The organism is Flavobacterium rhizophilum (assembly GCF_046000485.1).
In the GTDB taxonomy this organism is placed as follows: domain Bacteria; phylum Bacteroidota; class Bacteroidia; order Flavobacteriales; family Flavobacteriaceae; genus Flavobacterium; species Flavobacterium rhizophilum.
Genome location: NZ_JBELQB010000013.1, coordinates 89,441 through 111,085 on the forward strand (window position 1 = coordinate 89,441; position 21,645 = coordinate 111,085).

Sequence of the window (21,645 nt, forward strand, 5' to 3'; positions counted from 1 at the left end):
GTTAACTTTGCGCCATGCAAACGCAAAAGAAAGATATAAGGGCGCTTACAAAAGAACAACTTCGTGATTTTTTTGTAGCAAATGGAGACAAGGCATTTCGCGGCAATCAGGTATATGAGTGGCTGTGGAGCAAGCGTGTACACAGTTTTGACGATATGACCAATGTGTCTAAAACAACCAGGCAGATGCTGGAAGACAACTTTGTGATTAATCATATACGTGTAGACCAAATGCAAAAAAGTAGTGACGGTACTGTAAAAAATGCCGTTCGCTTACATGACGGACTTGTGGTAGAATCAGTGCTGATACCTACCGAGACCCGTACAACAGCCTGTGTGTCCAGCCAGGTAGGATGTAGCCTGGACTGTAACTTTTGTGCTACAGCAAGACTTAAACGCATGCGGAACCTTAATCCGGATGAGATTTATGATCAGGTAGCGGCGATAGATAATGAAAGTAGGCTATATCATGACAGGCCTCTTTCTAATATTGTTTTTATGGGGATGGGTGAGCCTTTAATGAACTATAACAATGTACTTGCCGCTATAGATATGATTACTTCGGCCGAAGGTTTGGGAATGTCACCAAAACGAATTACGGTTTCTACATCGGGGGTGCCTAAAATGATTAAAAAGCTGGCAGATGATGAGGTTAGGTTTAAACTGGCGGTATCACTGCATTCGGCGGTAGATGAGGTTAGGTCACAAATAATGCCGTTTAGTAAAAGCTTTCCTTTAAAGGATTTAAGAGAGTCGCTGGAATACTGGTATAGTAAAACCAAAAGCCGTGTTACCTATGAGTATGTGGTTTGGAAGGGTATAAACGATTCTAAACGTGATATAGACGCACTGGTTAAGTTTTGTAAGTATGTGCCGTGTAAGGTTAACCTTATTGAGTATAATCCTATAGACGATGGTGAATTCCAGCAGGCATCACCACAGGCGATAGAAGATTATATTACGGCTCTTGAAAATAACGGTATAGTAGCAAAAGTTAGGCGAAGCCGAGGTAAGGATATTGATGCGGCTTGTGGTCAGCTGGCTAATAAAAATGAAGCAGCAACAAATTAATTTTACATTAACCATGTATTACTGCGGTTTCTTGTTGTAATCACAGCAAACAATTTTCTATCTTTGAAACCGCAATGAAAATCACAGAGCAAATAAAGCAGCCTATATTACAGGAGATGGAACTTTTTGAAAAAAAGTTTCATGAATCCATGTCCTCTAAGGTTGCACTGCTTAACAGGATTACCTACTACATTGTAAACCGTAAAGGGAAACAAATGCGACCTATGTTTGTTTTTCTTACTGCAAAAATGATTAGCAAAGGCACGGTTAATGAACGTACCTATAGGGGAGCTTCGGTTATAGAGCTTATACATACAGCAACCCTTGTGCACGATGATGTGGTGGACGATAGTAATAAACGCCGTGGTTTTTTCTCCATTAATGCATTGTGGAAAAACAAAATTGCCGTTTTGGTGGGTGATTATCTTTTATCAAAAGGATTACTGTTGTCTATAGATAACGGTGATTTTGATTTGTTAAAGATAATATCGGTAGCTGTTAGGGAAATGAGTGAAGGAGAACTCCTCCAGATAGAAAAAGCCCGAAGACTGGATATTACCGAAGAGGTGTATTATGAAATTATCCGTCAAAAAACCGCTACACTTATAGCTGCCTGCTGTTCACTTGGAGCCTGCTCTGTAGACCCCGATAGTGAACATGTGGAAAAAATGAGAAAGTTTGGTGAGCTTATAGGTATGGCTTTTCAAATTAAGGATGACCTTTTTGATTATACCGATGACGCCATAGGTAAACCTACCGGAATTGACATCAAGGAACAAAAAATGACACTTCCGCTTATACATGTACTTAATACCTGTACCAAAGACGAAAAGAAGTGGTTAATCAATTCGATTAAAAATCACAATAAAGATAAAAAGCGCGTTAAACAGGTTATTAATTTTGTAAAAGAACATAAAGGACTTGAATATGCCGAGAAGAAAATGGTAGAGTTCCAACAGGAAGCCTTAATGTTACTTTCTGATTATCCTTCTTCTTCTTATAAAGATGCGCTTACCCTCATGGTAAATTATGTTATAGACAGAAAAATATAATTTAAAAACCCTTGAAATTCAGTGGGTTTTAATTTTAGTTTTATTTTTTTTCTACCTTTCATGCAACTATTTGGTATGACTAATCGTCTATGTATATAGAAGTCGGTTAAATTGTAACCACGCCAAACAAACAACCAATAACCAACACTTTGAAAGTAATTGCCTTACATCAGGAAGAAAAGGATATAATCCGCCTGGCTGTCGATAATAACCGACATGCCCAGCACAGAATATATACTACTTATTCTCCTAAAATGTTAAGCGTGTGCAGGCAGTACATTAAAGACCTTCAACAGGCAGAAGATATTATGATAACCTCATTTATGAAGGTTTTTACAAAACTAAAGGACTTTGAACATAAAGGTAGTTTTGAAGGCTGGATAAGAAGGATTATGGTTAATGAATGTATTTCATATTTAAGGGTAAATAAAAAAATGAATTTCCTTGAAGATGAATATTATATCGAAGGGACGGTTAATGATGTGGAATGGCAGCTTTCGGTAGGAGAGATACAGTGTTTGATTGATAATCTCCCTGAAGGTTATAAAATGGTGTTTAACCTTTATATAGTTGAAGGCTATAAGCATCATGAAATTGCCCAAATGCTTAGTATTAACGAAGGGACTTCAAAATCGCAGCTTTCTCACGCCAGGAAAATGCTACAGGAACAAATTAATAAATTAAAGAGTTACTCTAATGGAACCGAATAATTGGGAAAAAGAAATTAAAGAAAAGCTAAACAGCAGGACTATGCAGCCTAGTGATGCAGCTTGGGACAGACTGGATGCAATGCTTTCGGTTACAGAAAAGAAAAAGGTGAAACCGGTTCGTGTATGGATGTATGCTGCTGCAGGTTTTATAGGTGTATTGCTTACGGCCAGTTTATTTTTTAAAGTAACCCAAAGTCCTGAAAATGTTCCTGTTGTTAATGATGACGTGAATAATGTGGTTCTTGCTCCGGCAACAACTTTGGGGGCAGATAGTATTACCATAGGTAATATTTTAGATAATAATAAAAAAGTAGAAGCTAAGCCTACTTTAATAGTAACTCAACAGCCTGTAGTACATACACAAATTCCGGTAAAGAAAAAAGCAGAGAATAAAATAGAAACAAAACATATAAAAGCACAACCGGGAACAATAGCTAATAATTCTTCTGATTTAGCAGTGTCGGGTACTCCATTATCTGCTCCGCTAACTCCTGATATGGAGGCCGAAAAGCTTTTAGAGGAAACCCTGTTAAGTGTAAAACTTTCTAAAGAAAAACCAACTGTAAAAGTAAATGCCAACTTGCTACTTAATGAGGTTGAAGATCAGTTGGATAATAATTACAGAAGTAAAACATGGCAAACTATAACCGAGAAATATAATGCGGTTAAGACCTCTGTAGTAAATAGAAATATCGAATAAACTTGAAACAATACCAAAACAAAAACAGGATATGAAAACAATAATTTTTTACCTGACGGCTTTGCTATGCCTCGCTGCCAGTAAATTGGAAGCTCAGACTTTTGAAAGGAGAGCGAGGGATATTTCCTATAATATTGCCCAGATTTCCAAAGAGGAAAAGGATTCTCTTAAAATTGAGATTGAAGAGGTTAACAAACTGCTTGAAACCGATGACATAACTAAAGAAGAGGCCGATAAAAGAAAACTGAAGTTTGCCGAAAAAAGAGCTGCCAATATTGAAGAGCGTGTTGCTGTAGAGCGCGAAAAACTGGATAAGCTGGTACAGGACAGGATAGATGGTAATATTGAAGAAAGTTTACGTTCGTTTTCAATTACTTACGATCCCGGTACTACTAAGTTTAGAGATACTACTATTGTTAAAAAGTATTATGAATTTAAAAGAACAACCTCTCAGTTTGTATTTGCTTTTGGTCTTAACCGATTGATGACAGACGGTAAGGTAGATAATGACAATTATAAATTCAGATCTGATTTTTATGAATGGGGATTAACTTTTAATACCCGAATATTAAGAAATAACAACCTTTTGCATGCTAAGTACGGATTGTCTTTACAGTACAATAACTTAAGGCCTGATGACGATAAGATTTTTGTAACAGATGAAGGGAAAACAGTACTTGCTGACAGCGGAATTGATATTGATTTGGCACGATTAAGATATGTTAACCTTGTAGTTCCGGTACATTTAGAATTTGATTTTACTAAAAAACAGGTAAATGATGATAAAACATATTACCCAACTCACAATAGCTTTAGGGTTGGTTTAGGAGGCTATGCCGGAGTAAATGTAAAAGAAAAACAAATTTTGAAATATGAAGATGATAATAGGCATGATGTAAAAGAAAGGCGCAGAGGTAATTATAATGTTAACGATTTTGTATACGGGCTTAGTGCATATGTTGGATATGAGGCTGTTAGCCTTTATGTTAAATATGATTTACAGCCGGTTTTCGAAAATAATGAAATAGATCAGAATAATGTGTCACTTGGCATAAGATTTGATTTGAATTAGACAAATTAGGGTTAGTTTTGTACTTCAAAAAGGCGTTTCCTTGTAATTCGGGAAGCGCTTTTTTTGTTTTTAACATTTTGTTAACAAAAATAAATTACGTATTTTCCGCAAATGTAAATTGTATTTTCCTGCAGATGATGTAGTGAAAACCATAATTAGTAGTTTTGCATAATAAATTAAAAATTGATTAATATGCCAATTGACAAACACACCGGAGAATTTATCGACCTTACCGAGGCAAAAGAATTAACTAACGCTTATCAGGCTGCATTCCCTAACGAGCCTAAATGCTTCTTTTTTGGGAGTGAAAAACTACAATCTGTTATAGGTCAGGACGGATGCATAGGTCTTCGCATGTATAGAGGGTTTGATGTAGTAAGAAATGAACAAAATGTTGTAATAGTTGGAGTAGATGCCAACGGGAATGATATGACAGATGGGCTTTTATTGGACAGAGGGAGAATGTGTCCAACTGATTGTGACTCAGTAAGTCCTCTTAATCAATAACTTTGATGTTTAGTATTACAAACTAGGGAGCTAATCCCTAGTTTGTATGCTTAGGCTTTTACAAAGAGTTAATTTGGCTTTAATGTTTTATATACGATTTTTAATAAGCATACAGTCATGTTACTAAATATGTAAAAACAGCAGAAAAGAAACTCATGATTGAAAATAAAACTATTTTGTAATGATTCATTTGGTCTCAGATATACTGTTTTATTCTTATTTGTTATTTGGTGTTATATATTTATATATATTACTTTTTAAATCATTTAAGCTAAAATATCTAGCTGAGATTTCAGGTATAAAACCTTATGTTTATCTGCTCATTTTTGGAGCGTTTTATGAAGTTATTTTTACAGTCATATTAAGGGTGCCTTCTGCCTATTGGGTTACTCCCTATACTTTGTTTGAGTTTTTAACTCTTAGTTATTTTTTTAGTAAAGTTTTGAAGTCCTACAGGTTGATATTTAGGTTTTTTATGGTGATATTTATAATGTTCTTTTTTGCTTCTTTGTTTTTTTGGAATTTAGAAAACCATATGAAAATAGAAGCTTATCATCTTGCTTTAGAAACTATTTTTATTTTTACCTATACCGTTTTATGGTTCAAGGATTTATTTAAGAAACCAGAAATAGTCCCTTTATGGCAAACCCCGGCATTTTATTTCATAACAGGTAATGTGCTTTATTTTACCGGATGTATTTTTTTATTCCTGTTTATAGATGTAATATATAAATCATCGGGCTTAATATCAAAATACTGGATTTTGGCTTTGTTTTTAGGGTTTATTATGCGTATTATGATAATAAAAGGGCTATTAAAAGCAACTGTGAAAAAGCCGTAATTAAAATTGTGTTAAAACCACGATATTTGTTGTATTTTTGATGTACAAGGCAAAATCCGCCATTTTGCTGATTTTTAGAATACACAATACGATGGGACAGGGGGAAGAAGTAGTATCATTATTTTATATAGGTACAGCAATAATGCTGTTTTTAGCATTTGGACTAATGTTTATAGTAGTTACCTACCAAAGACATTTTTTCAGGATGAAACGCAAGGAGGCTGAAAATATGCTCAGGGTTAGCCTTGAGAGTGAGAAGAATGAACGTGCCCGTATTGCGGCCGATTTGCATGATGGTGTTTCGGGGGATTTAAGTGCCATAAAAAACTACCTTAGTGTTTTAGCAAAAAAGGAATCAGAAAACCAGGCTATTTTTGACGAGATTAAAGAAGGGGTAGATGCTGCCCTGCAAAATACACGTGCCGTATCACATAACCTTATGCCGCCTTTACTGGAAACAGAAGGATTGGTTCCTGCGCTTAAAAATCATTTGGATAATGTAGGACCTAAGGCTCAAATTGAGTTTGAAATCATCCCTAACAAAGTGGCAGAGCTTCCGCCACTTGTAGCTTACCAGCTTTTCAGGGTGTTACAGGAGCTTACTACAAATATGATTAAGTACGGTAGTGTCAGTCAGTGCGAGATAAACCTGCAGCAGGAAAAAGATAGCCTTAAAATCGAAATAAGCGATAACGGTATTTCGTTTAACTTTAAAGAGAATTTAGCTAAGCCAAACGCAAGCGGACTAAAAAATATTACCTCCAGGTTACATGCTATAGGGGGTACTATAGTTCAAAACGAAGAAAAGCCAAAAGGAAACCAATTTACCATAACCATAAAAAACATAAACCATGCTTAAAGTAGCCCTGGTAGACGATCATAAGCTTTTCAGGAAAAGCCTCGCTGCCCTTATAGGTACTTTTGACGGTGTTGAGGTAGTTTATGAAAGCGACAGCGGTAAGGACTTCTTATCACACCTTAAAGAGAATAAAAATGTAGATATAGCTCTCCTGGATATCCAAATGCCCGAAATGGATGGCTATACACTTTGTGGTAAAGTACTAAAGGTACATGATAGTATTAAAGTGCTTATGATTTCTCAGCTATCCAGTAAAGAGACCATAAGGCATGTAATGCAAAGCGGTGCCCACGGCTTTGTAACAAAAAACTCTGAGCCCGAACAACTGGAACTGGCTATTCGTAATCTCGATACCAGTGGTTTCTATTTAGGACCCGAACTGGGTTCGGTATTAAAAGATTTAATGCTGTACCAGCAGGGAGGGAGTGAATTTCAACCCGACAAAGACTTTTTAAGTGACCGAGAGAAAGAGGTTATTCAGCTTATCTGTAAAGGAAAAAGTTCTGCCGAAATAGCCGAAGAACTTTTTATTCACCAGCGTACTGTTGAAACTCACAGGCAACGTATGATAACAAAAGTAGGAGCCAAAAACTTTATTGGTGTTATTGTATTTGCCCTTAAACACAATCTGCTTGATGTGGAAGATTTGAGTTAGTCTTTAGTAATTAAATAACAATTGTTTATGGTGTGTTTTTGTAAAGTTGTGACTAACTTTATAAGAATTATTCTTACACTATGAAAATTCTCGTTACAGGTACCACAGGTTATATCGGTAAAAGACTGATTCCGTTTTTGCTGGAAGCCGGGCATGAGTTGGTATGCTGTGTGAGAGACCTTAACAGGATACCTGAGGAGTTCAAAGATCTGGAATCACTAACCTTTATAGAGATTGATTTTTTGGTGTATTCCTCGGCTGTACAAATCCCTAAAGATATTGATGTTGCCTATTATTTAATGCATTCTATGTCGGCCTCCGCCGATTTTGAAAAGCAGGAACTTGCCTGTGCCTATAATTTTATAGACTATGTAAAGGGGACGTCACTACAGCAGGTTATCTATCTAAGTGGTATTGTTAACGAGGAAGTACTTTCCAAACATTTGCGTTCCAGGAAACAGGTAGAACAGGTGCTTAGTACCGGTACTTATGCTCTTACCGCTTTCAGGGCGGGTATAATAGTAGGGAGTGGTAGTGCATCCTTCGAAATTATAAGAGACCTTGTAGAAAAGCTTCCGGTTATGGTTACCCCAAAATGGCTTAACACAAAAACACAGCCCATCGCCATAAGGGATGTTCTCAGTTATCTTTCTAAGGCAGCAGGGAATAAACAGCTCTACAATAACAACTACGATATATACGGTCCCGAGGTACTTACCTATAAAAAAATGTTACTCATTTTTGCCGAAGTAAGGGGGCTTAAACGGTACATACTCACGCTTCCGGTAATGACGCCTAAACTATCGTCTTACTGGTTGTATTTTGTCACCTCTACCACGTTTAAGCTCGCTGCTTCTCTGGTAGATAGTATGAAGATTACCATTGTAGGACGACCTAATAACCTTAGTGAAATACTAAACGTACATCCTATAACCTATAGGGAAGCTGTTGAAAAGGCTTTTCAGAAAATAGAAGAAGATGCCATACTTTCCAGTTGGAAAGATTCTATTGTTAGCGGACGCTTTAGTGAGAAGATCTCCAAATATATTACTATCCCTAAATATGGTTGTTTTAAGGATATAAAGTCACGCAAAGTGACAAACGAAGAAGAAGTACTTAACCGTATATGGGCTCTGGGTGGGCAAACGGGTTGGTACTACGGCAATTTTTTATGGAAGGCAAGGGGTTTTATGGATAAAATGTTTGGAGGTATAGGGTTAAGAAGAGGGCGCACCCATGTTTCTAAACTACAACCAGGTGATGCGCTAGACTTTTGGCGCGTGCTTTTTGCTGATAAAAAAGAGAAACGCCTGTTACTTTATGCCGAAATGAAACTGCCCGGAGAGGCTTGGCTGGAATTCAGGTTAGAGAAGGGTAAGCTGTGGCAAAGGGCTGTTTTTAGGCCTAAAGGCTTGTGGGGTAGGTTGTACTGGTATTCGGTACTGCCGTTTCATTACTTTATTTTTAACGGCATGATAGATAGTTTAGCAGGTAAGGAGTAATCTCGATAATTACTATCTTTAAATCACTGTATTTCTTTGTAACTTTACACCCCTTTTTAATATTTGACTAAGCCTTGATTTCACAAAGTACCATAGATACTGTTTTTGAAACTGCCCGCGTTGAGGAGGTTATAGGCGATTTTATAAACCTTAAGCGTGCCGGTAGTAACTTTAAAGGGCTTAGTCCGTTTAGTAACGAGAAGTCACCGTCGTTTATGGTATCGCCCGTAAAGCAGATATGGAAAGATTTCAGTTCGGGTAAAGGGGGTAATGTTGTCGCCTTCCTTATGGAGCATGAACATTTCTCGTATCCTGAGGCTATTCGCTACTTAGCGAAAAGGTACAATATCGAAATTGAGGAAACAGAACAGACAGACGAGCAGAAGGCAGTAGCCAATGAAAGGGAGAGTATGTATCTGGTTTCCGAATTTGCCCAAAAATATTTTCACAGTACACTTTTAAATACCGACGAAGGTCAGGCTATAGGCTATTCTTATTTTAAGGAAAGAGGTTTTACCGGAGAAACCATCAAAAAGTTTGGTTTGGGGTATTCGCCGGAGGAGTGGGATGCTTTTAGCAAAGAGGCTCTTGGCAAAGGGTATAAGCTTGAATTCCTTGAAAAAACAGGATTGACCATAGTGCGTGAGGATGGCAGGAATGCCGATAGGTTCCGCGGACGTGTTATGTTTCCTATACAAAGTATGTCGGGTCGTGTTTTAGGATTCGGCGGACGTATTTTGGGTAATGATAAAAAGGCGGCTAAATACCTTAACTCTCCCGAGAGTGATATTTACCATAAAAGTAAAGTATTGTATGGTATTTATCATGCAAAGCAGGCTATAGCCAAACTGGATAACTGTTTCCTGGTTGAAGGATATACCGATGTGATACAACTGCATCAGGCAGGTGTGGAAAATGTTGTGGCATCTTCCGGTACTGCTTTAACCCCCGATCAGATTCGTCTTGTAAACAGGCTTACCAAAAACATTACGGTACTTTTTGACGGAGATGCGGCGGGGCTTAGGGCATCGCTTAGGGGTATAGACCTTATCCTTGAGGAAGGTATGAATGTAAAGGTTTGTACATTCCCCGATGGCGAAGATCCTGATAGTTTTGCTAAAAAATCATCTTATGATGAGCTTATTGCTTACCTGCAGGATAACGCGAAGGATTTTATTCAGTTTAAGGCTTCCCTTCTTATGGATGAGGCTAAAAACGATCCTGTAAAAAAAGCCGGACTTATAAGAGATATTGTAAATAGTATCTCAAAAATACCCGATAGGATTCAGCAGGAGGTATACATACAGGAATGTGCCCGTATTATGGATATATCTGAACAGGTACTTATAAGTACACTGGCACAGTTGGTGCAAAAGGATATAGCCGAAGCCGGTAAGAAAATGAAGGAGGAGCAAAAAGCTAAAGCTTTGCAGCCTGTAGTGGAAGAGATACCAACTGAACAGAAAATTAGGCCTGACGATCTAAGTGGTATTGAGTACGAAATTGTAAAGGCTTTACAGTTGTATGGAGATAAAGATTGCGAGTTTAAAAACGTATTTACCAAGTATAACGAATTTGGGGATGAGGTGAACTTTACCGAAACCCAAGCCTGTAAAGTGTATGAGTGGGTTTACCTTAACTTACAGGAAGATGAGGTAGAATTTACTCACCCTACATTCAGTGCCCTTTATAAGCAGCTTATAGATATTTATCTTAATAAAGAAATCAAGCAGGAAAACTTTGTTAATCATCTTCCTTCTGAGTTGCAAAATGTAGTGTCTGATATTTATATGGATGACGACAGGTATTTGCTAAGCGAATGGGAAGACAAGCAGCAAATTCCGGTTAAGCTTAAAGACATGACCGTGGAGGAACATGTTACCCAAATCATTTTTGATTTAAGGTCACGCCTTATTACAAAGCTTATACATGAGCTCATAGCACAAATTACACCCGATGGAGATAACAGTGAGGCTATGCAGGATATCATGGATTATACCGAGCTTAATAAAAACGTACTTAAACGTATAGAGCGTATACGCACTACATAGGCAATACTATCCCACGATGCGTTTATGTTTATATAAAGCATCTCAAAAAAATTCGATAATATATAAAGGTGATTGGTTTGGTAGAGTTGTTTTTCCGGAATGAATGTTAGGGTTAAACTATTTCCAGTGTTTTAGCTTTGTTAACTAAGTCTACTAAGTTAGTAACGTGCAGTTTGGTAAGTAACCTTAATTTATAAGTACTTATAGTTTTTTCATTAAGGTCAAGCAGTTTTGCTATTTCCTTATTCTTTTTACCCTCACTTAAGTAGCGTAATACTTCAATCTCACGTGAAGAAAGCTTTCTGTAGAGTCTTTCAGATTTTTTACCCTTATTAAGCAGTGCAAGGTTCTTTTTAACAAGATCGCTAAATACCACTTCCCCCTGCATTACCCTTTTAATGGCATCTTCAAGATCTTCCATTCGGGCATTTTTGTGTACATAAGCTGATACTCCCGCCTTTAAGGCATTTGGAGCATATATCTGTTCTGCAAGATTGGTAAAAATCACAATCTTGGTGTCGGGATAGTCTTTAACAAGAGATTTAACAGAGCTTATACTCGTTAAGCCGTCTAACTCCAGGTCAATAATGGCGGCATCAACAGTCTTTTTTTTCAGCACGTCCATAAGCCCTTCCAGATTGTTTACCACCCCTGCAAAGCTGATTTCCGGATTTTCGCTAAAATATGCCTTCATTCCGTAGTGTACTACAGGATGGTTATCCGCTAAGCATAGTTTGATCATAATTGCTATTTTTTGAGTTAAAACTTACAGTAAAGTTAGCAATTAAAATCTTATTAAAATCTTAAAGTATTGTGAATGAAAGAATTTTATTTCAAATTTAATGGTATCTCACATACCGGTATTGGGTTCATTTTGTGCTGGTTAATAGCGTTTAATCTTAAATAAATGTTAAAAACCTCTTTTTGCCTGCCGGTAAAGTCGTCATGCTTTTTCCCTTTTTCAGCTTCGAGCATTGCCCATTCCAGTTCGTCATAACTTGCCCCTAACTGATCTTCATCACTACGGTCATCACCAAACAATCCGTCGGTAGGTTTTGCAACAATAATACTCTCCGGAACTTTAAGATATTTAGCAAGTTCACGTACTTCCGATTTCATTAAATCGGCAATAGGGCTAAGGTCTACACCGCCGTCACCATATTTGGTAAAGAAACCAACTCCAAAATCTTCTACTTTATTGCCTGTTCCTGCTACAAGGGCACTGTTTATCCCGGCAAAGTAGTACAGGGTAGTCATTCTTAGTCGGGCTCTTGTGTTAGCAAGAGTTAAGTCCTGCAGGTATTGGTTTTCGGTTTCGGGAACCTGTTTTCTAAAAGTTTCAAAAACAGGGGTAAGGTCGGCCTCCACTGTAAATACATTATCAAACCTTTCCATAAGCTGCTTTATGTGTTCCCTGCCTCGGCTAACCTGATTTTGGGCCTGGTGTATAGGCATCTCCACACATAGTGTAGGTAAACCGGTTTGAGCACAAAGGCTGGATGTTACTGCCGAATCAATTCCGCCCGATATTCCTACAACAAAACCTTTTACTTTTGCGTTAGTTGCATAATCACGCAGCCAGTTTACAATATATTCGTTTGCAGTTTCGGTTTTAAATTTTCGGGTTGCAGCCATTATATTTGGTATTAGGTTTAGTAATGTATATTTGCACAAAAATACTCTATAAAAGTAAATAATTCCAAACAGGAAAACTTTAAATAACAACACAAATTATGAAGAAATATATTCTGTTTTTAATCTTTCCGCTTGTATTAATATCGTGTAACGGTAAGAACGAAATTGAAAAAGAAATTGATAAAGTAGAGGTGGGTGAGGTTGAAATTGTAAGGTTTGACGATGTATTCTATAATAGCAAACCAGAAGATTTGCCGAAGCTGAAAAAGGCTTATCCTTATTTTTTTCCTGAAAACTTCCCTGATTCGGTATGGGTGAATAATATGAATGATCCTTTTATGCGTCAGCTGAAAGAGGAAACCGATAAGGAGTTTACCAAATTCAACACACTTGAAGGGGACTTGGAGTCGGCATTCAAACACATAAAATATTATTTTAACGATTTTAATACGCCTGAGGTATTTACCATTATATCTGATGATGAAAGTCAAAGGGCAGTATACTCGCCGGAAATAAATATGGTAGCTATACCTATTAATCTGTATTTAGGTAAGGATAATAAACTGTATGATGGTTTACCTAGTTATCAGGTGCAGACTTTTGAGCCAAACCAGATAGTGCCTGATGTGGTTTCGTCTTTCGCGACAGATTACATTGCACCTCCTAAAAACAGAACATTTTTGGCGCTTATAGTATATTTTGGTAAGGAGCTTTATATGAAAGATGTTATTATTCCTAATACTACAGATGCGGCTAAAATGGGCTATACTGAAGAACAGGAACTATGGGCAGAAGAAAATGAATCTGAAATTTGGCGCTACTTTGTAGAGAACAAACTTTTATTTGATACCGATGCTAAACTGGCTGCACGCTTTGTAAACCCGGCACCTTTCTCTAAGTTTTACCTTGAGTTGGATAACGAATCTCCGGGTAGGTTAGGTGTCTGGATGGGGTGGCAAATTGTTAGGGCATACATGGAAAACAATAAAGATGTAACTTTGCAGGATCTTTTAAACACGGATGCGAAAACAATTTTTGATAACTCTAAATACAAACCCAAAAAATAATGTCTAAGAATACACTTAAATCAGAGATAAAAGTAAACGTTGAGCTTGATGAGAACAGAGTTCCTGAGAAACTGAGATGGACAGCCCGCGATGGTGGTGTTGTAAATCAGGAAACGAAAGCCATGATGCTTTCGGTGTGGGATCCTAAAAACCAGGAGAGCATGCGTATTGATTTATGGACTAAAGATATGCCGGTAGATGAAATGAAGGTATTTTTCCACCAAACACTGGTTTCCATGTCACATACTTTTGAGCGTGCTACTACCGAAACTAAGATGGCAGAGACCATGAGAGACTTTTGTGATTACTTTGCTGAGAAGCTTGAGCTTAAAAAAGACGATAATTAATTAAAGCGGCTCCGGCCGCTTTTTGCTTGTATATATGTATACCATTCGCCAATATAAAGAAGAAGACTGTAATGAGGTAGTAAGCCTGTTTTACCAAACCGTCCATACGGTAAATAAAAAGGACTATACCGATGCGCAACTGGATGCATGGGCTCCGGCCGAACTGGATTATAACCGTTGGTCTAAGGTGCTTTCCCAAAACTACACGATAGTGGCAGAACACAACGGTGTTATTGCAGGTTTTGGTGATATTGATGCATCGGGGTATTTTGATCATCTTTTTGTGCATAAAGATCACCAGGGGTGTGGTGTGGCTACTTTAATTAAGGAAGCTATAGAACAGTATATCATTGCTAATAGTGTTAGCAGGATAACGGTGGCAGCTTCAATAACGGCAAAACCCTTTTTTGAAAAGCATGGCTATACTGTGTTGAAACAACAGCAGGTGGAGCGAAACGGACAGGTATTAACTAATTACTTTATGGAAAAGCTATTGTGATTATACAAAATCGGTATTATTGAATATCGATTGGTTTACCTCGTCTATATACTCTAATAGAGTGTCGCGACCTGTACCATCCTGTGATGAGGTTACAAAATGCGGAGGCATTTCTTCCCAGTTGTTTGCTAAAAGCTGCTTTTTATAAGCTGCAATATGCTGACTTATTTTTCCTTTACTTATTTTATCGGCTTTGGTAAAAATAATACAGAAGGGAACTTCAGTCTCACCAAGGTAGTTAATAAACTCAAGGTCTATTTTTTGAGCCTCGTGCCTAATGTCAATTAAAACAAAAGCGCATACCAGTTGTTCACGTTTCTCAAAATATTCGGTAATGAATTTTTGGAAAACCTGTTTGGTATGTTTTGAAACCTTTGCATAACCATATCCCGGTAAGTCGACCAAAAACCAGTTACTGTTTATCTTGAAATGGTTTATAAGTTGTGTTTTTCCGGGCTTGGATGAAGTTTTAGCCAAGTTCTTATTATTGGTAAGCATGTTTATAAGGGATGACTTTCCAACGTTAGAGCGTCCTATAAAGGCGTACTCAGGAAGTGGTTCCTTAGGGCATTTGCTTACGTCAGAGTTACTGATAATAAATTCGGCTGTATCTATCTTCATCTTTTAAAATTTTGGTTTCCCGGCCAGGCCGTATGTCTGCAAATTTAGGTATAAATATACAAATGGTATTATGTACGGGATTATATTAAAAATCCGGCAGGAGCCGGATTCTGTATTTTTATATGTTTGACTTTTTAAGCCATTCGTGCATTAGTCTGTTAAACTCATCCGGATGCTCCATCATGGCTGCGTGTCCGCACTGGTCAATCCAGTATAAGTCAGAGTTTGGTAGTAAGCTGTGGAACTCCTCTGCAACTTCAGGAGGTGTAACCTTATCGTTTCGCCCCCATATAATACAGGTAGGAATGTGCATTTTAGGAAGGTCATTAGCCATGTTGTGGCGTATGGCGCTTTTTGCAATCGTAAGGGTTTTTATAAGCTTAAGCCTGTCGTTAGCTGTTTCAAAAACCTCGTCAACGATTTCTTTTGTTGCTACCGCCGGGTCATAAAATACATCCTGAGCTTTTCTTTTAATGTATTCATAGTCGCCACGTCTTGGGTAACTGTCACCCATTGCACTTTCGTATAACCCTGAGCTTCCGGTAATGATAAGTCCCAGCATTTTTTCAGGATACATTTTAGTATGGTATAATGCTATATGTCCCCCAAGGGAGTTGCCCAGCATTATAACCCTGTCATATCCCATATGGGTAATAAAGTCTTTTACCCACTTAGCAAAAGCCTTTACGTTAGTCTTTAAAATACTCTGTGTGTATATAGGCAGTTCAGGGATAACTACTTTATAGCCTTCTTTCGGGAAGTATTTTGCAACACCGTCAAAGTTACTCAGTCCTCCCATAAGTCCATGAAGTATGATTATCGGAGTGCCTTCACCGGCTTCATAATAAGTGTATTTACCTTCTTTCTTGGTGGTATGCATGTTAAATTTGTAACAATTTCAAATATGCACAAATATATAATATTATAGATAATATTCGGGCTTTATTTTTATGCATGCATGCGAAATTTATTCAGCAAGCATCACTTAGCTCTTTTTTGGAGTGTAAATACCTGATTTTTAATTTTTAATGTTAAAAAAATAATCTATTCTCAAAAAATTAAATTTTTTTAGTGTAGGTGTTAATAAGTCTTAAAAAATTAAAAAATCCCTATCATATCTTTTTAAAAGCTAAAATTTATTTAAAGGTTAGTAATGAGATGAGTAGCAGAAAATTCTGTCATGTGGGTATGTGAGGGTAAAACTTATTAACAAAGTGGTAGGAAGTGGTAATAAGTGGTAAATATTTCCATATATTTGCTAATAAACAACCCAAAACGTAACTGCTTGAATACCATTGTAGGGACATATGAATGTAAGGTAGATTCGAAGGGAAGGCTGATGATTCCTGCCCCTTTGAAGAAACAATTGCATGCCGGCCTGGAAGATGGTTTCGTTTTAAAACGCTCGGTTTTTCAACCATGTCTGGAATTGTATCCAATGGCAGAGTGGGATAAAATGATGCAGAAAATAAATAAGCTGAATCGTTTTGTAAAGAAGAATAACGATTTCATCCGCAGGTTTACAGCAGGTGTGAAAATCGTGGAGATAGATGCTGCCGGTAGGCTATTGATTTCAAAAGATCTTGTTGCTTTTGCAGGGATTGATAAAGAGATAGTGCTTTCTTCGGCGGTTAACATTGTTGAGATTTGGGACAAAGATAAGTATGAAAAATCAATAGACGACTCGGTTGTTGATTTTGCTGATCTTGCAGAAGAAGTAATGGGGAATTTAAATGATGACGACGATGGAATATCATAACCCGGTTTTGCTGAAAGAAACCGTAGACGGACTCGATATAAAACCGGACGGGGTGTATGTGGATGTCACCTTTGGTGGCGGAGGGCACTCCAGGGAGATAATGAGTAGGTTGGGTCCTAACGGGAAACTGTTTGCTTTTGATCAGGATGAGGATGCGCAGGCAAATGTGATACAGGACGACAGATTTACTTTGATTCCGGAAAACTTCAGGTTCTTAAAAAGGTACTTGAGGTTTTATGGTATTAAGGAGGTAGACGGAGTACTAGGAGATTTTGGTGTTTCCTCACATCAGTTTGATGTGGCAGAACGTGGTTTTTCTACCCGTTTTGATGCTGAGCTGGATATGCGTATGAATCAAAAAAGTGCTGTTAGTGCTTACAATGTGGTAAATGAGTATGAGGAACAGCAGCTTAAAAAAATGTTTTTTGACTATGGAGAGCTTAAAAATGCAGGAGCGCTGGCAAATACTATAGTAAATGCAAGGCGTGATAATAGTATAAAAAGTACTGAACAGCTTAAGCAGGTGCTTAGCCGTTTTTTACCGGCTCATAAAAGTAATAAGATACTCGCGCAAATCTATCAGGCTATCCGTATAGAGGTGAATCAGGAGATTGATGTGCTAAAAGAGTTCTTAGAGCAGACTCTAGAGGTGTTAAGGCCGGGTGGAAGGTTGAGTGTTATTTCGTACCACTCGCTTGAAGATAGGTTGGTAAAACGCTTTATAAGGAACGGTATGTTTGAAGGAGAGCCTGAGCGTGATATGTTCGGGAATTTTGAAGTGCCTTTAAAAGCGGTTGGAAAACTAATCGTTCCTACAGAGGAAGAAATAGAGGTTAATAACAGGGCAAGAAGTGCCAAGTTAAGAATTGCAGAAAAACTATAAGGTCATGAAAGGTGGTGTTTACGGTTTACTGAAAGCTAAATATCTGGTAGATGAGGGGTCGGTTAAAAACTGGCGCTTTATCGTGTTTCTGATTTTAGTAGCTATGGTGCTTATTGCAAATTCGCACAATTATGAGCAAAAGGTGTATCGTAAAACCGAACTGAATGATGAGGTTAAAAAGCTGCGGTCGGAGTTTGTGGATATGAGGTCTCAACTGATGAAGCTTAAAATGGAGTCCACAATATCAAAAAAAATGGAGCCGAAGGGAATTTATCCGGCATCGGTTCCGCCAAAGAAGATAAAGGTTTATAAAACGGAAGATTAAAATATAAATTGAAGATATGGGAGCTGAAGATAAACATATCTCTTACAGAATATACCTGGTAGCCTTCGCAATTTTTGTGATGGCTATTCTTGTAGCTGTAAAGCTCACCAATATTCAATGGGTTGAAGGTGAATATTACCGTGACCTGGCACAAAAACGTACGGTTAGGGAAATAACCATACCGGCTAACAGGGGTAATGTGTACTCGTCTGACGGGAGTTTGCTGGCAACATCAATACCTAATTATGATATAAGGTTTGATGCGATGGCTTCTAAAAGTGAAAACTTTAAGGAGTATTTAAAACCATTGTCTGATTCACTATCGGTAATGTTTGGTAAGCCGTCTGCCTATTATTATAATACCCTTAAAAGGGCGCGTAATAACCATAACAGGTATCTGTTTATTGCCAGAGGGTTAAGTTATACCCAGTATATGAGGGTGAAAAGCTTTCCGCTGTTTAACCTTGGGGCGTACAAAGGTGGTATGATTACAGAGCAACGTACCGTTAGGGAGCATCCTATAGGTAAGATTGCAAAAAGAACGATAGGTTACGACAGGCTTGACAGTAGTGGTAATGAGCGTGAAGTCGGTATTGAAGGTGCGTTTGCCGAATACCTTGATGGTAAGGATGGTAAGCAGATGATGCAGAAGATTGCCAAAAACCAATGGAAACCAATAGGAGATAACAATCAGATAGAGCCTATAGACGGGTGCGATATTGTTTCGACTATAGATGTATATATACAGGATATTGCCCACCATGCTTTATTAAAGCAGTTGGAATATTATGAGGCCGATCATGGTTGTGTGGTGGTTATGGAAACCAAAACCGGTTATGTAAGGGCTATTTCAAATTTAGGTAGGGCGACTGACGGTTCATATTACGAAACTATTAATTATGCTGTAGGAGAGTCGCAGGAGCCGGGGTCTACTTTTAAGTTGGCATCGCTTATTGCCTTGCTTGAAGATAAAAAAGTAGATACCAGTGAGGTATATGATACTCACGATGGTATAGTGACTTATTATAAAAGAAAAGTACGTGACTCGCGCAGAGGTGGTTATGGTAAAATATCACTGGCAAGAGGTTTTGAGCTGTCTTCAAATACAGTGCTTGTTCAGGCGGTATATGATAATTATAAAGATAATCCTAAGCAATTTGTAGATCACATTAATGCTTTTGGTTTAAACAACAGGTTGGGAGTTTCCATTAAAGGTGAAGGAAGGCCAAAAATCCCACAACCGGGAGACAAGTCGTGGTCTGGTATATCACTACCATGGATGGCTTTTGGTTATGGTTTGAGTATGACTCCGTTGCAAACACTATCGCTTTACAATGCTGTGGCAAATGATGGGGAGATGGTTAAACCGCTTTTTGTTCAGGAGATAAAAGAGTGGAACAAAACCATAAAGAAGTTTGATAAAGAGGTTTTAAACCCAAAAATATGTTCTCAGGAAACTATTGATAAGGTAAAGGCTGTACTGGAAAACGTAGTAAAAAAAGGTACAGGTTCTAAACTGTATTCAAAAGATTTTTCGATGGCAGGTAAAACAGGAACGGCTCAGGTGAATTACGGCCGCGGAAAAGGGAAGGATAACGGTATGTATTACTCGTCGTCTTTTGCAGGTTATTTCCCGGCAGATAATCCTAAGTACTCCTGTATAGTGGTTATACATAAGCCTAGTATTTATAAAGGGTATTATGGAGCCGATGTATCGGGCCCTGTATTTAAAAGGATAGCCCAAAAGATATTTACAGATGTGCCTTCTACTAACCAGATAGATAATCTTGACAGGGAAGTAGAGCAACAGGATAAAAAGTATGAGTCGTACTATACTAAGGCTCAAAAAAAATACAATACCATACCTAACCTTGTTGGTATGAGCGGCATGGATGCGGTAGCCCTTTTAGGGAATATGGGGCTTAAGGTAGAGGTAAAGGGTATGGGTAAGGTAAAAAAACAATCGGTGGCTGCAGGGCAGCCTTATGAAAGGGATCAAATTATAACATTAGAATTATCGTCGTGAAGGTATTAAAAGACATATTATACAAAGCTTCTCTTGAAGCAGTAAAGGGTTCTACCGATATTACTGTGAATAAAGTTGAGTTTGACTCCCGCCAAATAGGTAAGGGAGATGTTTTTGTTGCCATAAACGGTACGGTTTCTAATGGACATGATTATATAGATAAGGCTATAAGTTTGGGTGCAAAAGCTATTGTTTGTGAGGAATTTCCTGATGAGCTTAGCGAAAATATTACCTACGTGCTGGTAAAAAACAGTCATAAGGCACTGGCTTTTATGGCAGCTAACTATTATGGTAACCCGTCTAACAATCTCAAACTGGTTGGTATAACCGGTACAAATGGTAAAACCACTATAGCAACATTGCTGTACCAGTTGTTTAAAAAGGCAGGCTATAAGGTAGGATTGCTTTCTACGGTAAAAATATTGGTAGGAGATAAGGAATATAAAGCAACACATACTACACCCGACTCTTTAACCATTAACCGCTATTTGAGCGAAATGCAGCAAGAAGGTGTGGAATATTGCTTTATGGAGGTGAGTTCACATGGTATTCACCAAAAAAGGACTGAGGGGCTTCATTTTGCCGGAGGTATTTTTACCAACCTTAGTCACGATCACCTGGATTATCACAAATCGTTTAGTGAGTATAGGGATGTGAAAAAGTCGTTTTTTGACAAGTTGCCGAAATCGGCGTTTGCACTTACGAATATTGATGATAAGAACGGACTGGTGATGTTACAGAATACGGTAGCCAAAAAGCTGACCTATGCGCTAAAAACCTATGCCGATTACAGGGCTCAGATACTGGAAAGCCAGTTTTCGGGACTGTTATTAAAAATAAACGATCAGGAAGTTTGGGTTAAGCTTATAGGGGCTTTTAATGCTTACAACTTACTGGCTATATATGCGGCGGCTATCAATTTAGGACTGGAAGATATGGAGGTACTTCGCCTTATGAGTGAGTTGGAAAGTGTTTCAGGACGTTTTCAGTTTATTGTTTCGGGACCATCACAAATCACAGCAATTGTTGATTATGCCCACACACCGGATGCACTTGACAATGTTTTAAAAACGATAGAGGATATACGGACAAGAAACGAACAGCTTATAACTATTGTAGGCTGTGGCGGAGACAGGGATAAAACCAAACGTCCGGTAATGGCACATATAGCTTCATCAAAAAGTGATATTGCTATTTTCACATCGGACAATCCGCGAAGCGAAGATCCTATAGATATTATAGAGGATATGGAAAAAGGCGTAGAGCCTCAAAATTACAAAAAGACACTTTCGGTGGTAGAAAGAAAGCAGGCTATTAAAATAGCATGCCAACTGGCTAAACCGAACGACATTATACTCATAGCGGGCAAAGGACATGAAACCTATCAGGAGATTAAAGGTGTTCGCCATGATTTTGATGATATGCAAATAGTAAAGGAAATTTTAAAAGAACTAAACAAATAAG

At 37.9% G+C, this 21,645-nt stretch carries 23 protein-coding genes; 19 read left to right on the forward strand and 4 right to left on the reverse strand.

The genetic code is table 11. The annotated features are described in order from the left end of the window. The first annotated feature begins 14 nt into the window (after positions 1–14). The 11 genes from rlmN to dnaG all read left to right on the forward strand — a co-directional run bounded on the left by rlmN (position 15) and on the right by dnaG (position 11,019). Positions 15–1,070 (forward strand): 23S rRNA (adenine(2503)-C(2))-methyltransferase RlmN, encoded by a 1,056-nt coding sequence (gene rlmN, locus ABS768_RS15455; RefSeq protein WP_408075851.1) that lies wholly within the window; start codon positions 15–17, stop codon positions 1,068–1,070. A gap of 74 nt (positions 1,071–1,144) precedes the next feature. Further along, positions 1,145–2,122, forward strand: a complete 978-nt coding sequence (locus tag ABS768_RS15460) for a polyprenyl synthetase family protein (protein WP_408075852.1) — start codon at positions 1,145–1,147, stop codon at positions 2,120–2,122. Between the two features lie 149 nt (positions 2,123–2,271). Then, positions 2,272–2,832, forward strand: a complete 561-nt coding sequence (locus tag ABS768_RS15465) for an RNA polymerase sigma factor (protein WP_408075853.1) — start codon at positions 2,272–2,274, stop codon at positions 2,830–2,832. After that, on the forward strand, positions 2,819–3,532 hold the full coding sequence (locus tag ABS768_RS15470; protein WP_408075854.1) for a hypothetical protein: 714 nt from the start codon (positions 2,819–2,821) through the stop codon (positions 3,530–3,532). Before ABS768_RS15465 ends, ABS768_RS15470 begins: the two co-directional genes overlap by 14 nt. 31 nt (positions 3,533–3,563) lie before the next feature. Continuing rightward, positions 3,564–4,604 (forward strand): hypothetical protein, encoded by a 1,041-nt coding sequence (locus ABS768_RS15475; protein WP_408075855.1) that lies wholly within the window; start codon positions 3,564–3,566, stop codon positions 4,602–4,604. 192 nt (positions 4,605–4,796) lie between these two features. Further along, positions 4,797–5,111 carry a hypothetical protein gene (locus ABS768_RS15480; RefSeq protein ID WP_408075856.1) on the forward strand — a complete coding sequence of 105 codons (315 nt, stop codon included), beginning with the start codon at positions 4,797–4,799 and terminating at the stop codon, positions 5,109–5,111. Between the two features lie 535 nt (positions 5,112–5,646). Further along, the gene (locus tag ABS768_RS15485; protein WP_408075857.1) at positions 5,647–5,952 is read left to right on the forward strand and encodes a hypothetical protein; all 306 of its coding nucleotides are present in this window, start codon (positions 5,647–5,649) and stop codon (positions 5,950–5,952) included. 64 nt (positions 5,953–6,016) lie between these two features. Next, positions 6,017–6,811: a sensor histidine kinase gene (locus ABS768_RS15490; protein ID WP_408075858.1), complete on the forward strand. Its 795-nt coding sequence runs from the start codon at positions 6,017–6,019 to the stop codon at positions 6,809–6,811. Further along, complete coding sequence (locus ABS768_RS15495; protein ID WP_408075859.1) at positions 6,804–7,466, forward strand: response regulator; 663 nt, start codon at positions 6,804–6,806, stop codon at positions 7,464–7,466. Before ABS768_RS15490 ends, ABS768_RS15495 begins: the two co-directional genes overlap by 8 nt. An 80-nt stretch (positions 7,467–7,546) precedes the next feature. Next, positions 7,547–8,968 (forward strand): SDR family oxidoreductase, encoded by a 1,422-nt coding sequence (locus ABS768_RS15500; RefSeq protein ID WP_408075860.1) that lies wholly within the window; start codon positions 7,547–7,549, stop codon positions 8,966–8,968. Positions 8,969–9,042: 74 nt separating this feature from the next. Then, the gene (dnaG, locus tag ABS768_RS15505) at positions 9,043–11,019 is read left to right on the forward strand and encodes a DNA primase (RefSeq protein ID WP_408075861.1); all 1,977 of its coding nucleotides are present in this window, start codon (positions 9,043–9,045) and stop codon (positions 11,017–11,019) included. 112 nt (positions 11,020–11,131) lie between these two features. Here the strand turns inward: dnaG and ABS768_RS15510 are convergent, their stop codons facing one another. After that, positions 11,132–11,761, reverse strand: coding sequence for a LuxR C-terminal-related transcriptional regulator (locus tag ABS768_RS15510; RefSeq protein ID WP_408075862.1), 630 nt, complete (start codon positions 11,759–11,761; stop codon positions 11,132–11,134). 86 nt (positions 11,762–11,847) lie between these two features. Then, on the reverse strand, positions 11,848–12,654 hold the full coding sequence (gene nadE, locus ABS768_RS15515) for an NAD(+) synthase (protein ID WP_408075863.1): 807 nt from the start codon (positions 12,652–12,654) through the stop codon (positions 11,848–11,850). A 98-nt stretch (positions 12,655–12,752) separates the two neighbouring features. Between nadE and gldB the strand changes: the two genes are divergently transcribed. From gldB to ABS768_RS15530, 3 genes are read left to right on the forward strand one after another with little or no spacing between them, the layout of a single operon-like run. Beyond that, complete coding sequence (gene gldB / locus ABS768_RS15520; RefSeq protein ID WP_408075864.1) at positions 12,753–13,721, forward strand: gliding motility lipoprotein GldB; 969 nt, start codon at positions 12,753–12,755, stop codon at positions 13,719–13,721. Continuing rightward, a complete protein-coding gene (gldC, locus tag ABS768_RS15525) occupies positions 13,721–14,068 on the forward strand; it encodes a gliding motility protein GldC (protein WP_408075865.1) in 348 nt (115 codons plus the stop codon). The genes gldB and gldC overlap by 1 nt, the downstream gene beginning before the upstream one ends. Before the next feature lie 34 nt (positions 14,069–14,102). After that, positions 14,103–14,567, forward strand: a complete 465-nt coding sequence (locus ABS768_RS15530; protein ID WP_408075866.1) for a GNAT family N-acetyltransferase — start codon at positions 14,103–14,105, stop codon at positions 14,565–14,567. Here the strand turns inward: ABS768_RS15530 and yihA are convergent, their stop codons facing one another. Beyond that, complete coding sequence (yihA, locus tag ABS768_RS15535; protein WP_408075867.1) at positions 14,568–15,188, reverse strand: ribosome biogenesis GTP-binding protein YihA/YsxC; 621 nt, start codon at positions 15,186–15,188, stop codon at positions 14,568–14,570. A 118-nt stretch (positions 15,189–15,306) separates the two neighbouring features. Beyond that, positions 15,307–16,068 carry an alpha/beta fold hydrolase gene (locus ABS768_RS15540; RefSeq protein ID WP_408075868.1) on the reverse strand — a complete coding sequence of 254 codons (762 nt, stop codon included), beginning with the start codon at positions 16,066–16,068 and terminating at the stop codon, positions 15,307–15,309. A gap of 405 nt (positions 16,069–16,473) precedes the next feature. On the opposite strand from ABS768_RS15540, the gene mraZ reads away from it, so the two are divergent. Genes mraZ through ABS768_RS15565 form a run of 5 tightly spaced genes read left to right on the forward strand, consistent with a single transcriptional unit; the run spans position 16,474 to position 21,644 of the window. Further along, positions 16,474–16,947, forward strand: coding sequence for a division/cell wall cluster transcriptional repressor MraZ (gene mraZ / locus ABS768_RS15545; RefSeq protein ID WP_408075869.1), 474 nt, complete (start codon positions 16,474–16,476; stop codon positions 16,945–16,947). After that, positions 16,922–17,830, forward strand: a complete 909-nt coding sequence (gene rsmH, locus ABS768_RS15550; protein WP_408075870.1) for a 16S rRNA (cytosine(1402)-N(4))-methyltransferase RsmH — start codon at positions 16,922–16,924, stop codon at positions 17,828–17,830. The genes mraZ and rsmH overlap by 26 nt, the downstream gene beginning before the upstream one ends. 4 nt (positions 17,831–17,834) lie before the next feature. Next, the gene (locus tag ABS768_RS15555; RefSeq protein ID WP_157484448.1) at positions 17,835–18,155 is read left to right on the forward strand and encodes an FtsL-like putative cell division protein; all 321 of its coding nucleotides are present in this window, start codon (positions 17,835–17,837) and stop codon (positions 18,153–18,155) included. A gap of 16 nt (positions 18,156–18,171) precedes the next feature. After that, positions 18,172–20,181 (forward strand): penicillin-binding protein, encoded by a 2,010-nt coding sequence (locus ABS768_RS15560; RefSeq protein ID WP_408075871.1) that lies wholly within the window; start codon positions 18,172–18,174, stop codon positions 20,179–20,181. Beyond that, complete coding sequence (locus tag ABS768_RS15565; protein WP_408075872.1) at positions 20,178–21,644, forward strand: UDP-N-acetylmuramoyl-L-alanyl-D-glutamate--2,6-diaminopimelate ligase; 1,467 nt, start codon at positions 20,178–20,180, stop codon at positions 21,642–21,644. Before ABS768_RS15560 ends, ABS768_RS15565 begins: the two co-directional genes overlap by 4 nt. Position 21,645 lies beyond the last annotated feature (1 nt).

What these genes read in the sequence shown, in the direction of transcription:
- yihA (WP_408075867.1), bottom strand. Translation starts at nt 15,188, where the DNA reads ATGAAGATAGATACAGCCGAATTTATTATCAGTAACTCTGACGTAAGC.
- ABS768_RS15510 (WP_408075862.1), bottom strand. Translation starts at nt 11,761, where the DNA reads ATGATCAAACTATGCTTAGCGGATAACCATCCTGTAGTACACTACGGA.
- ABS768_RS15530 (WP_408075866.1), top strand. Translation starts at nt 14,103, where the DNA reads ATGTATACCATTCGCCAATATAAAGAAGAAGACTGTAATGAGGTAGTA.
- ABS768_RS15540 (WP_408075868.1), bottom strand. Translation starts at nt 16,068, where the DNA reads ATGCATACCACCAAGAAAGAAGGTAAATACACTTATTATGAAGCCGGT.
- ABS768_RS15560 (WP_408075871.1), top strand. Translation starts at nt 18,172, where the DNA reads ATGGGAGCTGAAGATAAACATATCTCTTACAGAATATACCTGGTAGCC.
- gldC (WP_408075865.1), top strand. Translation starts at nt 13,721, where the DNA reads ATGTCTAAGAATACACTTAAATCAGAGATAAAAGTAAACGTTGAGCTT.
- ABS768_RS15555 (WP_157484448.1), top strand. Translation starts at nt 17,835, where the DNA reads ATGAAAGGTGGTGTTTACGGTTTACTGAAAGCTAAATATCTGGTAGAT.
- ABS768_RS15495 (WP_408075859.1), top strand. Translation starts at nt 6,804, where the DNA reads ATGCTTAAAGTAGCCCTGGTAGACGATCATAAGCTTTTCAGGAAAAGC.
- ABS768_RS15475 (WP_408075855.1), top strand. Translation starts at nt 3,564, where the DNA reads ATGAAAACAATAATTTTTTACCTGACGGCTTTGCTATGCCTCGCTGCC.
- ABS768_RS15500 (WP_408075860.1), top strand. Translation starts at nt 7,547, where the DNA reads ATGAAAATTCTCGTTACAGGTACCACAGGTTATATCGGTAAAAGACTG.
- ABS768_RS15485 (WP_408075857.1), top strand. Translation starts at nt 5,647, where the DNA reads ATGAAAATAGAAGCTTATCATCTTGCTTTAGAAACTATTTTTATTTTT.
- ABS768_RS15460 (WP_408075852.1), top strand. Translation starts at nt 1,145, where the DNA reads ATGAAAATCACAGAGCAAATAAAGCAGCCTATATTACAGGAGATGGAA.
- ABS768_RS15470 (WP_408075854.1), top strand. Translation starts at nt 2,819, where the DNA reads ATGGAACCGAATAATTGGGAAAAAGAAATTAAAGAAAAGCTAAACAGC.
- ABS768_RS15480 (WP_408075856.1), top strand. Translation starts at nt 4,797, where the DNA reads ATGCCAATTGACAAACACACCGGAGAATTTATCGACCTTACCGAGGCA.
- rlmN (WP_408075851.1), top strand. Translation starts at nt 15, where the DNA reads ATGCAAACGCAAAAGAAAGATATAAGGGCGCTTACAAAAGAACAACTT.
- gldB (WP_408075864.1), top strand. Translation starts at nt 12,753, where the DNA reads ATGAAGAAATATATTCTGTTTTTAATCTTTCCGCTTGTATTAATATCG.
- rsmH (WP_408075870.1), top strand. Translation starts at nt 16,922, where the DNA reads ATGATGACGACGATGGAATATCATAACCCGGTTTTGCTGAAAGAAACC.
- nadE (WP_408075863.1), bottom strand. Translation starts at nt 12,654, where the DNA reads ATGGCTGCAACCCGAAAATTTAAAACCGAAACTGCAAACGAATATATT.